Annotated in this window: 11 protein-coding genes and 1 pseudogene; 10 read left to right on the top strand and 2 right to left on the bottom strand. The window is 38.9% G+C overall.

Translation table 11 applies throughout. The features are described 5' to 3' along the window. The 3 genes from glrR (at position 1) to glnB (ending at position 3,422) form a co-directional block, all read left to right on the top strand. On the top strand, positions 1 to 1,338 hold the full coding sequence (gene glrR / locus ABLA76_RS08925) for a two-component system response regulator GlrR (RefSeq protein WP_047768480.1): 1,338 nt from the start codon (positions 1 to 3) through the stop codon (positions 1,336 to 1,338). A gap of 107 nt (positions 1,339 to 1,445) precedes the next feature. After that, positions 1,446 to 3,068 carry an NAD+ synthase gene (locus ABLA76_RS08920; protein ID WP_348987647.1) on the top strand — a complete coding sequence of 541 codons (1,623 nt, stop codon included), beginning with the start codon at positions 1,446 to 1,448 and terminating at the stop codon, positions 3,066 to 3,068. Between the two features lie 15 nt (positions 3,069 to 3,083). Continuing rightward, positions 3,084 to 3,422, top strand: a complete 339-nt coding sequence (gene glnB, locus ABLA76_RS08915; protein WP_045971762.1) for a nitrogen regulatory protein P-II — start codon at positions 3,084 to 3,086, stop codon at positions 3,420 to 3,422. Positions 3,423 to 3,652: 230 nt separating this feature from the next. Here the strand turns inward: glnB and ABLA76_RS08910 are convergent, their stop codons facing one another. Continuing rightward, on the bottom strand, positions 3,653 to 4,405 hold the full coding sequence (locus tag ABLA76_RS08910) for a M48 family metalloprotease (protein WP_348987646.1): 753 nt from the start codon (positions 4,403 to 4,405) through the stop codon (positions 3,653 to 3,655). A 341-nt stretch (positions 4,406 to 4,746) separates the two neighbouring features. Here ABLA76_RS08910 and ABLA76_RS08905 point away from each other — a divergent pair. The 7 genes and pseudogenes from ABLA76_RS08905 to aroG form a co-directional block, all read left to right on the top strand. Beyond that, positions 4,747 to 5,887: pseudogene (locus ABLA76_RS08905) on the top strand (IS66 family transposase); the annotation flags it as partial. A gap of 1,268 nt (positions 5,888 to 7,155) precedes the next feature. Continuing rightward, positions 7,156 to 7,344: a hypothetical protein gene (locus ABLA76_RS08900; protein ID WP_348987645.1), complete on the top strand. Its 189-nt coding sequence runs from the start codon at positions 7,156 to 7,158 to the stop codon at positions 7,342 to 7,344. A 42-nt stretch (positions 7,345 to 7,386) separates the two neighbouring features. Next, positions 7,387 to 7,785, top strand: coding sequence for a hypothetical protein (locus ABLA76_RS08895; RefSeq protein WP_348987644.1), 399 nt, complete (start codon positions 7,387 to 7,389; stop codon positions 7,783 to 7,785). Between the two features lie 57 nt (positions 7,786 to 7,842). Then, on the top strand, positions 7,843 to 9,690 hold the full coding sequence (gene asnB / locus ABLA76_RS08890; protein ID WP_348987643.1) for an asparagine synthase (glutamine-hydrolyzing): 1,848 nt from the start codon (positions 7,843 to 7,845) through the stop codon (positions 9,688 to 9,690). Between the two features lie 29 nt (positions 9,691 to 9,719). After that, positions 9,720 to 11,570 carry an asparagine synthase (glutamine-hydrolyzing) gene (gene asnB, locus ABLA76_RS08885; protein ID WP_348987642.1) on the top strand — a complete coding sequence of 617 codons (1,851 nt, stop codon included), beginning with the start codon at positions 9,720 to 9,722 and terminating at the stop codon, positions 11,568 to 11,570. Further along, positions 11,542 to 12,786, top strand: coding sequence for an MFS transporter (locus tag ABLA76_RS08880; RefSeq protein ID WP_348987641.1), 1,245 nt, complete (start codon positions 11,542 to 11,544; stop codon positions 12,784 to 12,786). Before asnB (ABLA76_RS08885) ends, ABLA76_RS08880 begins: the two co-directional genes overlap by 29 nt. Positions 12,787 to 13,016: 230 nt before the next feature. After that, the gene (gene aroG / locus ABLA76_RS08875) at positions 13,017 to 14,084 is read left to right on the top strand and encodes a 3-deoxy-7-phosphoheptulonate synthase AroG (protein ID WP_348987640.1); all 1,068 of its coding nucleotides are present in this window, start codon (positions 13,017 to 13,019) and stop codon (positions 14,082 to 14,084) included. Positions 14,085 to 14,516: 432 nt separating this feature from the next. On the opposite strand, the gene ABLA76_RS08870 is transcribed toward aroG, so the two are convergent. After that, positions 14,517 to 15,158: an IS110 family transposase gene (locus ABLA76_RS08870; protein ID WP_348987639.1), complete on the bottom strand. Its 642-nt coding sequence runs from the start codon at positions 15,156 to 15,158 to the stop codon at positions 14,517 to 14,519. Positions 15,159 to 15,178: the final 20 nt, after the last annotated feature.

Raw genomic sequence — 15,178 nt, 5'->3', positions numbered from 1 at the left:
ATGACAGTTCGCAATTCCGCTCATCTTCTTTTAGTTGATGATGATCCTGGCTTGCTCAAACTCTTGGGAATGCGTTTGACCAGTGAAGGCTTTCGTGTCACGACCGCAGAGAGTGGTCATGAAGCGTTACGCATACTGGTGAGAGAAAAAGTAGATTTAGTGATCAGTGACTTACGCATGGATGAAATGGATGGTATGGCACTGTTTGCCGAGATTCAGAAACAGCATCCCGGTATGCCTGTCATTATTCTGACTGCCCATGGCTCTATTCCTGATGCAGTGGCAGCAACGCAGCAAGGTGTATTTAGTTTTCTGACCAAGCCTGTTGATCGTGACGCACTTTATAAAGCCATTGATAATGCGCTGGAACTGTCAACGCCAGCCATCGATGGACAATGGAGCGAGAAAATCGTCACCCGAAGCCCTTTAATGTTGCGTTTATTGGAACAGGCAAAGATGGTGGCTCAATCCGATGTGAGTGTTCTGATTAACGGGCAAAGTGGAACCGGTAAAGAGGTATTGGCTCAGGCTATTCATCGGGCAAGTCCCAGAGTGAAGAAGCCTTTTATTGCTATTAACTGTGGTGCTTTACCGGAGCAATTACTTGAATCTGAATTATTTGGTCATGCCAAAGGCGCGTTTACAGGTGCCGTCAGTAGTCGGGAAGGGCTATTTTTAGCGGCGCAAGGAGGAACATTGTTCCTTGATGAGATTGGCGATATGCCGATGGCATTGCAAGTTAAGCTTTTGCGGGTGCTACAGGAGCGTAAGATTCGCCCATTGGGGAGTAACCGGGATATCGACATTGATGTCAGAATTATTTCTGCCACTCACCGTGACCTGCCTAAGGCCATGCAGCGTAATGAGTTTCGGGAAGATCTCTACTATCGGTTGAACGTTGTTAATTTGAAAATTCCTGCTTTGAACGAACGCGCAGAAGATATTCCTCTATTGGCTAATCATCTGCTACGTGACGCTGTCAAACGCCATAAACCTTTTGTTCGCAGTTTTTCCACCACGGCTATGAAATGCCTGATGGCGGCAAGTTGGCCGGGCAATGTTCGTCAGTTAGTTAATGTCATCGAACAGTGTGTGGCATTGACGATGGCACCGGTCATTAGTGATGCTCTGGTCACTCAGGCATTGGAAGGGGAAAATACGGCATTGCCGACATTCGTGGAAGCCCGTGGGCAGTTTGAACTGAATTACCTGCGTAAATTGTTGCAGATAACCAAAGGTAATGTGACCCATGCCGCCCGTATCGCAGGGCGTAATCGGACAGAATTTTATAAATTGCTGGCACGCCACGAGCTGGATGCTAACGATTTTAAGGAATAACTATTCTGCTACCGCAGAAATTTTTACACTGAATAGAAATGAATTGCTTTGCTGTTGAAACCCAGTAAGGCAGATAGATGATTTATGGCCCAGGAGAGCCGCATTCTATGAGTCGTACTCTTAAAATTGCTCTTGCCCAGTTAAATTGGTTGGTAGGAGACATTGAAGGCAACAGCGAACGTATGTTGCAGACAGTTCAGGAGCAGCAGGCAAAAGGCGCTGATCTGGTCATGTTTTCTGAGCTGTCGCTGTCTGGCTATTTTCCTGAAGATTTGTTATTCCGATCTGATTTACATCAGCGTTGTTGTGAACAATTGGTACGTTTGCAACAAGCAAGCGCTCAGGTTGGTATTTTGGTGGGGCATCCGTGGCAACAGGATGGCAAACTTTACAACGCGCTTTCCCTGTTTTGGCGAGGGGAAATTGTGGCACGTTACTTCAAACAATTACTGCCAAACTATGGCGTTTTTGATGAAGAGCGTTATTTCAAAGCGGGGGATCAACACTGTGTTATACCATTCAAAGGTTATAACCTCGGTTTATTGATTTGTGAAGATTTGTGGTTTGACGCACCAATTGATGCCTTGAAACAGGCGGGTGCAGAAATCATCTTGTCGATTAACGCCTCTCCTTTTAATCGTGAAAAACCGAATATCCGCAGTACATTAATTAAGTCCCACTGCCAGCGTACTCATTTGCCCATTATCTATCTTAATCAGGTGGGGGGGCAAGATCAGCTTATCTTTGATGGCTGTTCTAAAGTCTTTGATGCTCATGGTGAAATAACTCATCGCATGGCGGCATTTGAGGAACAGGTTGAACAATGTTGTTTCAATGAAATGGACATTGAACCAATGGCAAATCCGATCCCTCACTTGCCACCTCTGGCGCAAATTTATAAGGCGCTGGTGCTGTCTGTACGTGATTATGTGCAAAAAAACGGTTTTAACGGCGCTTTGCTTGGTTTGTCCGGCGGGATTGATTCAGGGTTGACATTGGCGATTGCTGTGGATGCTTTGGGCAAAGATCACGTGCAGGCGATCATGATGCCATTCCGCTATACCTCAGAAATGAGTATCCACGATGCCAGAGAACAAGCAGAATTGCTGGGGGTTGAATTTGACGTTGTCTCCATCGAACCCATGTTTGATGCATTTATGGCACAGCTTGAACCAATGTTCACGGGAACAGAAAAAGATACGACAGAAGAGAATTTGCAGGCACGTTGCCGTGCAGTCATTTTGATGGCAATGTCTAATAAACGCCGCCGTTTGGTATTGACCACCAGCAACAAAAGTGAATCGGCAGTAGGGTATTCAACCCTGTACGGCGATATGGCGGGTGGCTTTAATGCTTTGAAAGATGTCCCTAAAACGATGGTATTTGCATTGGCTAAATATCGTAATACCGTATCCCTAGCTATTCCTCAGCGTGTGATTGATCGCCCACCGTCAGCGGAGTTGTCACCCAATCAACTGGATCAGGACAGCCTTCCTCCCTATGACATTTTGGATGCGATTCTCGAAGGGTATGTTGAAAAAGATAAATCAGTGGCTGATCTGGTATCTGAAGGTTTTGAGGAAGTCATTGTGCGTAAGGTGATCCGGCTGGTTGACATCAATGAATATAAACGTCGTCAGGCACCTATTGGCCCACGTATTACGCAGCGTGATTTTGGTAAAGATCGGCGCTACCCGATTACTTCTGGTTTCGGACGTAACAACTGGTAATGACAGGAAAACTTCATGAAAAAGATTGATGCAATTATCAAACCTTTCAAGCTGGATGATGTGCGTGAAGCTCTGGCTGAAGTGGGTATCACTGGTATGACCGTGACAGAAGTGAAAGGGTTTGGCCGTCAGAAAGGGCATACTGAACTGTATCGCGGCGCAGAATATATGGTGGATTTTTTGCCAAAGGTAAAAATAGAAATTGTCGTACCGGATGATATTGTTGATACCTGCGTCGAAACAATCATGCAGGTTGCACAAACAGGCAAAATTGGTGATGGCAAAATTTTTGTTTTCGATGTTGCCCGTGTTGTGCGTATCCGTACTGGTGAGCAGGACGAAGAAGCGATTTAATCAAGTTACTAAAGTCATCTGAAAAAGTGATAACGGAAATATTATCGGTTAGCTCACACCCTAATGGAAGATGACGTGCGGGGTGTCCGGTTTTCAATCCGTTATTACTTATCTTATATATACTCAATAAACTTCAAGTTGCAATCCGCAAGACGACGCGAGTCCTCATATTTCCCCGCTGAGCGGGGGAATATAACACGCATTCTGACGTTGGATTGGTATAGAACTTATTATTTCTTATCTGCTGCGATACGATCACGAACGTGTTGAGCACGCTCCTGTGAAGGTGGGTGTGAATCAAACATGCTGGTTTCACCACTGCCCAGTTTAGCCAGTTTCTCGAAGCTGGTTGCTAAACCTTCAGTTTTGATATTGCGTTTTTTCATCAGATCATAAGAGAAGTCATCAGCCTGACTTTCCTGATGCTGCGAGAACTGTGAGTTGACCAGTTTTTCACCCAGTGCTGCAAGCTGAGAATCGCTCAGTTGTGCGGCGACACCACCGGCTGATGCAGCTGCGGTACGTGCAGCCACTGTAGCATAAGCAACCTGCATTGCTTTACGGGTGTGGCCCAGTGCAACGTGCCCCATTTCATGACCCAGAACGCCTTCGACTTCATTGTCGTTCATCATGTCCATCAGGCCGCTGTATACACGCACACAACCGTTAGCCATTGCCCATGCATTCACATCCTTAGTCAGATAAACTTTATAGTTAACCGATGTACCGTTAACGTCGCGGCCTAATGCTTTGGCGATTTTGTTCAGACGCTTAGTGTATTGGCTGGATGCCGGTGCAATTTTATTCTGTGCATCCATATCCTTACATGCTTGGCCAGATAACTGTTTGACATCAGAATCACTTAGTGTTGCCGCCTGGAATAATTGCATTCCAGAATGAGCCAGCATTCCCTGATCAATATTCTTACAACCTGTCAGAATTGCAGCAGAAACAGCGACTGCAACAAGAGCTTTAATTTTCATAAAATTGTTTTTCCTTTGTAATACATGCAACTATAGTTTTTTAAAAGCGTTAAAAGACTATGACTTTTGCTAAAAATAACAATAGAAATAAACTCTAATATTTATGATTATGTGAGTGCAGTAACATTTTTAAAAAATAATCAAATCATAAGTAGAATAATTTAGTTTAAATTATTTTAACAAAATGGCTTTTCGTTTATCTAAATGAGTTCTCAAATGCCCGCTCACACTCTTACCGTAACCCTTCACCAGTCCCCCATTGACACAAAAATGTGATGTTTATCGCGTGATCCGCTTTTCCCTGTTGCTTGATCCTGCCAGTCAGGTAACCTTTTCACCCCATGAAAAAGAAGAAGCACTTTACCGCTGAGCCACCCGAGGTGAGCAACATCAGCGAAGCCAATGCCCTTATCCGGGAGCTCTGGGCCAAACTTCGAGAATACGAAGACCGGCTGTCACTGAGTTCGCGTAATTCCTCGCGTTCCCCGTCCAGTGATACGCCTCAGGCACGGGCTGAACGGCAAAAGTTAAAAGCCCTGGTCGCCGAAATCAGGCTGGCGCTCAGCCAGGCCACACAGGGCACCGCAGACCACTGAGTGCATTGAAAGACACGGATACGATCGTTCGCTGTCTGCCCGATGACGGTTGTGCCCTTTGTGGCGGGCATGTCGAGCCGAATACGACCCCGACCTATCTCATCAGGGGTTCTAACTGCCCAAAATCGCCCTGGATATCACCGAATATCAACTGTTTCATGGCCGCTGTCAGCGTTGTCATCACACCGTCCGGGCTACGTTACCCGACGATGCGCCTTCCGGACAACTGGGGCCCCGTTTGATGAGCCAGATGGCGGTTTTGTCGGGACAATACCCTCTGAGCATCAGTAAGATACAGCGCCTGATCCGGGACACTTATGGCATCCACTTTTCCACGGGCCTTATCTCTGAAGCGCAGGGGCGGATCAGTTCAATGTTGACGCCGCTGCATCAGGCGTTAGGGCATTATGTCAGGCAATCTGCGGTTATCCATGTTGACGAAACGCCCCATCAACGCAACGGAGAAGCGGCCACCCGCTGGGTCTGGCTGCTCAGCGGCAGCAAGGCGGTTGACCAGAAAATCCGCGCTTACCGTAATGCGGAAACGGCCAAATCGCTGCGGGGCGAGACAACCCCATCGGTTATCGTGACTGACCAGTGCGCCAGCTATCACTGGCTGGCCCCATCCCGACATCAGTTCTGCTGGGCGCACATCCCCCGCAACCTGCAACAGATGGCCGATTACAGCGGGGGCGGGCTGACCGCGTTTATCGGTCAACGACTGGTTTTGCTCTGCCACAGTGTGTTCCGCACCCAACACCGCGATGAAAATCAGAACATTGACGAAGCACACTGGCGCAATCGCCTGTCCAGACTCAGGAAAAGCCTGATGAGCTGGCTGAGAAAGGGAGAACAGGTTCCGGCCTCCCGTTATGCCGGCAGGTGTGCTTAGGTTCACCGTTCCGTGGCGCATCAGATAATGTGTAGCAGAGATAGCATTGAGGTGAGTTATTGCAGGAGTTCGCTACGTGCATGCCAGGCACGGCGATGGTTTACTCCCCGTTCAGCACCTGATCTCAATCAGGATGAACGCCTCATTATTCGTGACATGTGATATCTCCTTTCTTTACTGCATCAGCCTGTTACAAGGCAGTGAGTGAAAAATAAACGAAATAAGTGGATTAAGGCGGAAAAATGCCAATGGAAAGTGGTGACTTTGGGTAATATGTGGTTCAAATCGTTCGTAAAGCCAGACCGGACGTGCTCTGGACGTTGATGCTTAGCCGCGTCACTTGGTAATCGCTCCGCTTAAACGCAAGTGACGCAGCGAAGCTTTCGGGACTCTTATCGTGCGTAAATCAAAGCGTGAGTAAAGGTCGTGCAAGGTAAAATGGTTTATGGTGAACGTAGCAGGGTTACTGCTCTATGTATGTGATAAGCCGGTGCATAAAGAAACCGGGAAACCTTCATCATCGATACATTTGTTATTTATCCGATGATATCTGCTTCCAAAGGTGGGCAGATGTACCGCAATTTTGCTCTCCCTTTCAGGCTACAGGAGATTTTGTTTCGCCACCCGAAAGCGATCCTTGCAGGCGATAGGATCGTGTAGTAACAGATAAATATAATATCGATTGTATTGAACAGAGGCAACTTTTTATCAGTAATTCTCAATGAACAGTTGAAAACTGAAGTTTATAACAACATGAAATTAAAATAAAAACGCCAATTTTCTCTATTTGAAACGGAGCTAAATAGTACGAACGCTTTTTTATTAAGAATTGCTGTTGTAAATGGGTTATATTCCTCTTTACTAAAAAATAATCTTTTGACATTTGTAAGTAAAATTTTGTCCTGTATGGTTAAATGAAATAAAGAGTTATTTTCACGAAATGAAATATTTTCATTTGTAAAATTAACGACAAACACTTTAATTAAAGTTATTATAATATATTTTATAAATTTATAAATGTGATTATTCTATTATGATTTAACTTCAATTAGAAATTAATTTTCAAAAAAATATAACAAAATATTTAATTATGATCATTTAGTTTTCTTATTTATACCTAGAATAAAATTTAATAGGATATATGAATTTATTTTATTGACGTCTACACAATTTAAATTAATATGTATATTTAATACACCAGATATTTTATTGGTACATACAAAGTTAATTTATTTACGTAAATAATACCATTAGGTTATTATATGAATGAGAATGAAATTTTTAGCAAGAAACTTAATAAAAAACAACAGGCAGTTTTATGGAGGCAAAGGCTTTTTGAGGCTGAACCTGGGTTAAATAAATATTTAATAGAACTAAAAGGAGGAGTTTTTTTTGATGAGTGGATTCAAATTAAAAAAGAAATTTACGAATCTGTTCCCACCTCGTTTTAACCAACCTTATGGAAAAAAGCTTTTTTTAATGCACAGGCATTAATGGAGAAATTCGTTGTCAGCCACTTTGGTCATGATGATATAGAATTATGGGCAAACTTTAATGCAACTATTCACATGGTTGTTGAGATCCCACGTTTACCCGGTCCCTTAGGACCTTTAGAAAGACTCCGTCAACAGCTTGAATTGTATCAATCAGAAATGAAATTTCTTCAAATAGATCAAAATAAAGCAACATTGAATATAATACGGTGTGGAATTTGGAAATATAGAGAGTTAGCTAGAAGTAAAGGGGTCGTAATTACATTAAAATCGCCTTGTGAGTATTGTACGATAGCTACTAATGCTAATATTACAGCTAAAGGATATAAAGCGGATTTTGAACTAATAGACGCCAATGGTGTTCGTGGCTGCTCATGGACTATACATAATAGTTTATAATATTTCATATTGTTATAATAAATATCCTTTTTAATTTTAAAACATACAGGTAATGATATGTGTGGAATAAGTGGCTGGTTAGACTGGAAAGCAAACTTTCAAGAAGAACAATATGTACCAATTTTAGAATCCATGAATAATACCATGTTTTCTCGTGGGCCAGATGAGGGAGGGATATATAGAGGAATATATATTGCTTTGACACATAGAAGGTTATCAGTAATAGATTTACAAGGTGGAAAACAACCTATGGTATCGTATGATAATAATGGAAATACTTCTATTGTATCATACAATGGTGAAATTTATAATTTTAAAGAATTACGTGATGAACTTATATCGTTAGGCTATAAGTTTGATACATTTTCTGATACGGAAGTAGTTGTAAAAGCCTACCAGCAATGGGGAGTGCATAGTGCAGAACGCTTCAGAGGAATTTTCGCATATGCTATTTGGGATAGTAAATTAGAAAAATTAGTTTTGGTGCGTGATAGACTTGGAGTAAAACCTCTTTATTATCATATATATAATAATGGTATTTTATTTTGTTCAGAACCAAAAGGAATTTTGGAACATCCTCTGTATAAAACGGAAGTTGGTGAAGAAGGACTTATTGAGTTATTAGCCTTATCTTCCGCACCTTCACCAGGTAAAGTTGTCTATAAAGATATAAATCAAGTAAAACCTGGTTTTTATATTACTGTTACCAATAACAATATTTCTGAGTATAAATATTGGAGTTTACAACCTGAAGAGGATATTTATAGCTATGAATATTCCTGCCAAAAAATTCGTAATGAATTAGAAAGTATTGTTGCTCAACAGTTAGTTTCTGATGTAAATATTGGTAGCCTCCTTTCTGGAGGGTTAGATTCAAGCGTAATTTCTGCTATTGCAGCTAATTATATAAAAAAAGATATGAATGAAATTCTAAATACATATTCTATTGACTTTAATGAACATGAGAAATTTTTCACGAAGACGTTATGGCACACTTCCAGAGATGAACCTTTTGCTAGAGAAGTTTCAGAATATATAGGCTCTAAACATAGAACAACACTATTAACATATGATGAACAATTAAATAATGAACTGATATCATTAAAAGCACGTGATTTCCCAGGTTGGGGAGAAATGGATGTATCTCTATATCTTCTATTCAAAAATATAAGTAAATATACTACTGTTGTACTATCAGGCGAAGGAGCAGATGAGATATTTTCTGGCTATCCTTTTTTATATAATACAGAGCTTCATAAATCAGAAACATTTCCTTGGCTGGAAGGGAAAACTTTGTTTTCATCTTTACTAAGAAGTGATCTCATTAAACAAGAGCGTATCAAAGAATACATTTCTGAGAGCTATAATAAATCTTTATCAGAGATAACTTTTCTTCATGGTGAATCCGAATCTGATATTAAATCACGCAAAGTGAGTTATTTAACCTTAACAAGATGGCTACCAGCTCTACTAGAAAGAAATGATCGTATGAGTATGGCTGCTGGTATTGAAGTTCGAGTACCGTTCTGTGATCATCGTTTAATTGAAATGCTTTACAATATTTCTTATAAGAAAAAATATAATTCTAATATTGAGAAAAAACTATTACGTGACATATCAATAGATTTACTTCCTCAATCTATTTTAAAAAGAAGAAAAAGTGCTTTTCCTGCTCAAATAGATCCAAGGTATAGCGATCTTTTGCAAATAAGAATAAAAAACCTGCTAGAAGATAGTAGTGCTTTAATTTGGGATATAATAGATGCTAATAAAGTAAAGGAATATTTATCAACTAATAAAACTATTCCCAGCCCTCGTGCAGCAGCTAGTGCAACGAATGGTTTAGGTTTTCTCTTAAATATAGATGCATGGCTAAATATATATAATCCTAAATTTAATATTTAAAGTTTTTTACTTTTAGAGGAGTTTATAGAATGTGTGGAATTGCAGGTTTTTTGGATGTTTCAAATAATAATAAACGAAAAGAAATATTAGATGGTATGATTAAATCTATACGTCTTAGAGGTCCAGATGATGAAGGTCACTTTATAGATGGCCCTATAGCTTTAGGTCATCGAAGGCTATCTATCATCGATATTAAAGGCGGGGCTCAGCCAATGAATTCAGCATTAAATAAAAATTTAACAATTATTTATAATGGGGAGGTTTATAATTATAAAGAATTGCGTAACAATCTTATAAATAAAGGAATGGTATTCCAAACGAATAGTGATACAGAAGTGATTTTACAAGAGTGGAATCATAGAGGTCATGAATCAATTAAAGAATTAAATGGAATATTTGCATTTGCAATATGGGACTCTTCATCAAAAACTCTTCATTTAGTACGTGATAGACTTGGTGTAAAACCACTTTTCTATTATATAAATTCTAAAGGAGTTATATTTGGTTCAGAAATAAAAACCATCTTATCTCATCCTGACGTAAAGCAAGAAATTTGTGAGCAAGGAGTAACTAAATTTCTACTTCCACTACATAAAATTCCTGGTGAAACCCCTTATAAAGGAATTTATGAAGTTATACCTGGAAACATTTTGTCATTTAAAATAAATAATAATGAAATTGTAAAAACTCAGAATCAATATTGGAGTTTAGTCCAAGGTTTTCATTCTATGAGTTTCAATTCTACTGTTGACCTTCTACGTGATGTATTATTAGATACAGTAAATAAACAAATAATTTCAGATGTTCCTTTAGGAAGCCTTTTATCAGGTGGTTTAGATTCAACTGCTATTTCAGCGATTGCTCAAAAATTACTAAAAAATAAGCTTCATACATATGAGGTTGATTTTTTGTTTAAAAATGAAGATGGGCAAGAAATGGCAAATCGTACAGAGGATTCTATATATGCTCAAATCGCAGCAAAATCATTGGGAACAAAGCACCATAAGTATCTTTTAACTTATCAAGATCTAACAAGAAAAAGCTTGCGGGAAGAATCAGTAAAAGCAAGGGATCTTCCTAATGGAATTGGAGATCTTGATCTCAGTTTATTATCTCTTTTTCACTCAATAAAACCAACTGCAACAGTTGTTTTATCTGGGGAAGCATCAGACGAAATTATGGGTGGATATCGCTGGTTCCATAATCTGTCAGCAGTAGAATCAGGTACTTTTCCTTGGCTAGCTGATACTCCAGCACATGGACGATTACATCAAAGGATCTTGAATGTTTTTCGTTCAGATATTATAAAGAGTCTAGATGTTGATGGTTATTTAAAAAGAGATTACGACAACGCTTTAATTGAGTTTACAGGTAGTTCATCAAATAAATTAGGAAAAGAAGAACATATGCAATTTATTTCATACCTTGCTCTTACTCGTTTTTTACCAACTCTACTTGAACGAAAAGATCGTTTATCGATGTCTGCTGGAGTGGAGGCTCGTGTTCCATTTTGTGATCATAGATTAATTGAACTTGTTTTTTCAACTCCTTGGTTACATAAATCAGCCAAAGGAGTAGAAAAAGCATTACTTAAATCGGCGGTTGATGGGTTTATTCCCAATGAAATTATTAACAGAAAAAAAATGCCTTACCCTTCAACTCTTGACCCAAAATATTCAACAGAGGTCAGAAGACAGCTAGGCTCTATATTAGAGAAAGACAATCATCGCTTGGGAGAGTTATTTGATCTCAAGAAATTAAATAAATCAGTATTGGCTGATGAGGCTGGGAGTTTCATATCTAACTCATCGGCAGAATTAGCTCTTAACTTTGATTGTTGGTATAATTTGTATGGAGATGATGTTAATGTCAAAGTTTAAGTTGTGTCAATCTAGTAAATTGATAAAAACATTTTGGCCACTATATATGGGATTCTTTCTCGTAGGGAGCGAAATGTATATTATTTCTCCTCTACTTGAAGCAATTTCTTCAGATTTAAGTGTATCTATTTCTGCTTCAGCACAATTAATTACGTCTTACGTTATTATACAGGCAATTCTTGGTCCATTTATTAGTATTTTATATCCTAGATTAGGACCTCGTTTTATGATAACGATTGGTATTGTAATATTTTTCATAGGAAATATCTTATCTGTATTGACATATGATTATTGGTCTGTTATATGCAGTCGTGGAGTTGCTGGCCTTGGCGTTGCTTTTTTTGGTCCTTCAGCATGGGTGTGGATTAGCCACAGGATTGAAGAAAATTTGCGAGGAAAAGCTATTGCTTTTGGTATGGCCTCGTTTGCTTTAGGTCAGGTTTTAGGAGTTCCTATTGGATCTTATTCTGCTGCCTTTCTCTCATGGCAATCAGTCTTAGCTATTCTAGGTATATCCGCAGTATTACTTTTACCCAGCATTTGGAAAAGAATATCTTCTCATTCATCAAGTGTTATAGAAATAGCATCAGAAAATATTAATCATGAAAGCAATATAATTAAGACACTTTTATCTTCTTGGCAGGATAAACATTTGCGATGGAGTTATATTATTACTTTTTTATTCCACTCAGCTAGTTTAGGAGCTTATTCATTCTTGGCTATATATTTATCAAAAAATTTTTTTGTTCATGATAAATATATTGGTTTTATAGGAATATTAAGTGGAGTCGGAACATTTTTAGGTTCTCTGACTATTGGATATATTTCAGAAAAGTTATTTGTAAAAAATAAAAACAGAGTGATTATGTTTTTGGCATATTGTTCTTTAGGTGGAATGATAGCCATACCATTAGCTTTTCAAATATCATGCTTAGTATTATCAGTTGTTTTTATCTTAATTTGGTTTTTATTCTCAGGGTCTTTTGATAGTTGTCAGCAACATTCAGTTATTTCGTTGTCTAAAGATAATATTCCTACAAACTTATCTTGGAATACATCTATACTTTATGCAGCAAGTGGTGTTGGTGTATTAATCATGAGTATTAAACCAGAAAGTCCTAATTTCATTTCTAGTATAGCTTTTGTCATAATGCTTTTTTCTTTAGTGTCTGCATTATATTTAAATATGAGACTTTCAAATGTTCATAAAAAATAATATTTCCATCTCAATAATATATATCTTATAAGCATTTTGATAAATATTCTACTTTAAGATGAAGTTTACTTTATTTTAAAGTAGAAGTTATAATGATATAAAATATCTATCAAAAAATGTAATTAGTTTGTCTATTAATATAAATTATTATTAATGGTGGTGGTATTATCATATTGCAATTAATTACATATTGTTTAATTTTTAAATAATATTAAATAAATAGGTGAAAAATGCTCCCTTATCAAGATGGTTTTTTAAAAGAAAATAAAATAATCACTCCAATGGAATTATTTGAGGAACTTCCAACAGCTAACTCAGAAATGAGTTCTGTTGAAAAACACCGTAATAAAATACGCAACGTTTTAAATGGAAAAGATAATCGACTATTGGTAGTAGTTGGCCCGTGTTCCATTCATGATATAAAGTCAGCATTAGAGTATGCAGAGCGTTTGAGTGCACTGCGTAAAAAATCTAAATCTAATTTAGAAATAATAATGAGAGTTTATTTTGAAAAGCCACGTACAACCATAGGTTGGAAAGGTTTAATTAATGACCCAGATATGAATAATAGCTTTGATATAAATAATGGTTTATTTTTGGCTAGAAATTTATTACTTGATATAAATAAAATGGATCTTCCTGTTGCCAGTGAGTTCCTTGACATGATTACACCTAAATATTTAGTTGATCTTATTAGCTGGGGAGCTATAGGTGCAAGGACTACAGAATCTCAAATTCATCGAGAGTTAGCATCTAGCCTTTCTTGTCCAGTTGGATTTAAAAATTCAACTGATGGTTCGATTAAAATTGCGATTGATGCTATTCATGCAGCTAATTCACCACATAGTTTTATTTCTATAACTAAATTTGGATATCCAGCAATGGTATCTACTAATGGAAATAGAGATTGCCATATCATTCTGCGTGGAGGAAAAGAACCTAATTATAGTTCCAAGCATGTTAATATGGCGAAAAAAGAATTGGAAATGGCTAATTTGAATCCATATATCATGATTGATTTTAGCCATGCTAATAGCGAAAAAAAATTTAAAAAACAGTTAGAGGTTGGTAAAAACGTATGTGAACAAATTTCAAGTGGATATAAATCAATCATTGGAGTTATGATTGAAAGCCATCTAGTTGAGGGTAGCCAAAATATATGTAAAGGGAAAGCACTTATTTATGGAAAAAGCGTAACAGATAGCTGTATTGGTTGGAATGACACTGAAATGTTATTATATCAATTATCTCAGGCTGTGGAATTTCGTAGGCTTTCAGAACAATCATATGAATTGTAAAAGGAGCAATATAAATAATGAATTAATGTGTGAAAATGCAGACCGAAGTTTCCACTAGATTAATATTCATCTTCATCTGTATGAAATGGGTATTTTTTGAAAAGCGTTGTACGGATGTAGTACTAAATAGAAAAATAATCATTTTAACTTATGGAGACACTGACGCGCTGCGCTTGTCTTCTCCGATTTACCAGGCTAATAAATTAACCCGGTATATATGGACACCGACTTAATTCAAGTGGGTGGGTGAATTTTTCTGACAACGTAGTCGCAAACATATATTCGGCTTCAGTGAGCCCTGATGAAAATCCGCACTCTCTGTCCTCATTAATTCGACAGTCTCGATAGACTGACCGGGTTACCAGGTTCACAGAGAGTCGGTACTACCTGTCATTACATCAACTTATGGACTTTTGCTACATAAAGGGTGACTCATCGCGCTTCATAACTCGATTGTTGGTTGACCAGTGCCCACGCTATTCGGGCATTTTTATTTGCCAGCGCTACTGCTGCCTTATTGAGTCCGCTACGGGTTATCACGCCTTTTAACCAACGCTGCAATCCATTACATCGTTCGTCGGGGAGTTTTTGCACCCGATAAGCCACTGAGCGGGCACCGTGGATCAGTATTCCACGCAAATAGCTATCTCCACGTTTCGTGATCCCCAATAACCTGACTTTACCTCCGCTGCTCTGTTCCCTTGGTACCAGTCCCAGATAGCTGGCAAAATGGCGGCCATTTTTAAAGTCATTGCTGTCGCCCAAGGCGACCATCAAAGCCGATGCTCCCAGAGGACCGATACCCGGCAGTGTCAGTAACCGCCCGATATCTTCCTGTTGCGCATTTAGGTGGCCGAGGCGTTTATTCAGCTCCATCAGGCGCTGCTGTTGTTCTTTGAGTTCAAACAACAGTTCCTGAAACAGCTCACGGCTCATTGGCGTCAGGTCATTTTCCGCGTTTTCCAGATGTTCAGGCAAACATTGCTCCACCTTATGGGCGCTTTCTGGGATGGCAATGCCATATTCCAAGCCTAATCCCCGGATTTGATTAATCAGTGCCGTTCTGTTCTTCATTAACCGCTGGCGAACCCGAT

Origin of the sequence: Xenorhabdus sp. SGI240, assembly GCF_040081915.1 — a bacterium.
GTDB lineage: Bacteria > Pseudomonadota > Gammaproteobacteria > Enterobacterales > Enterobacteriaceae > Xenorhabdus > Xenorhabdus bakwenae.
This window is presented reverse-complemented; position numbering and strand designations above follow the sequence as displayed.

Bases quoted from the DNA above. Each gene is read 5' to 3' on its own strand.
- aroG (WP_348987640.1), top strand. From the start codon at position 13,017: ATGCTCCCTTATCAAGATGGTTTTTTAAAAGAAAATAAAATAATCACT.
- ABLA76_RS08900 (WP_348987645.1), top strand. From the start codon at position 7,156: ATGAATGAGAATGAAATTTTTAGCAAGAAACTTAATAAAAAACAACAG.
- ABLA76_RS08895 (WP_348987644.1), top strand. From the start codon at position 7,387: ATGGAGAAATTCGTTGTCAGCCACTTTGGTCATGATGATATAGAATTA.
- glrR (WP_047768480.1), top strand. From the start codon at position 1: ATGACAGTTCGCAATTCCGCTCATCTTCTTTTAGTTGATGATGATCCT.
- ABLA76_RS08910 (WP_348987646.1), bottom strand. From the start codon at position 4,405: ATGAAAATTAAAGCTCTTGTTGCAGTCGCTGTTTCTGCTGCAATTCTG.
- ABLA76_RS08880 (WP_348987641.1), top strand. From the start codon at position 11,542: ATGGAGATGATGTTAATGTCAAAGTTTAAGTTGTGTCAATCTAGTAAA.
- glnB (WP_045971762.1), top strand. From the start codon at position 3,084: ATGAAAAAGATTGATGCAATTATCAAACCTTTCAAGCTGGATGATGTG.
- ABLA76_RS08920 (WP_348987647.1), top strand. From the start codon at position 1,446: ATGAGTCGTACTCTTAAAATTGCTCTTGCCCAGTTAAATTGGTTGGTA.
- ABLA76_RS08870 (WP_348987639.1), bottom strand. From the start codon at position 15,158: ATGAAGAACAGAACGGCACTGATTAATCAAATCCGGGGATTAGGCTTG.
- asnB (WP_348987643.1), top strand. From the start codon at position 7,843: ATGTGTGGAATAAGTGGCTGGTTAGACTGGAAAGCAAACTTTCAAGAA.
- asnB (WP_348987642.1), top strand. From the start codon at position 9,720: ATGTGTGGAATTGCAGGTTTTTTGGATGTTTCAAATAATAATAAACGA.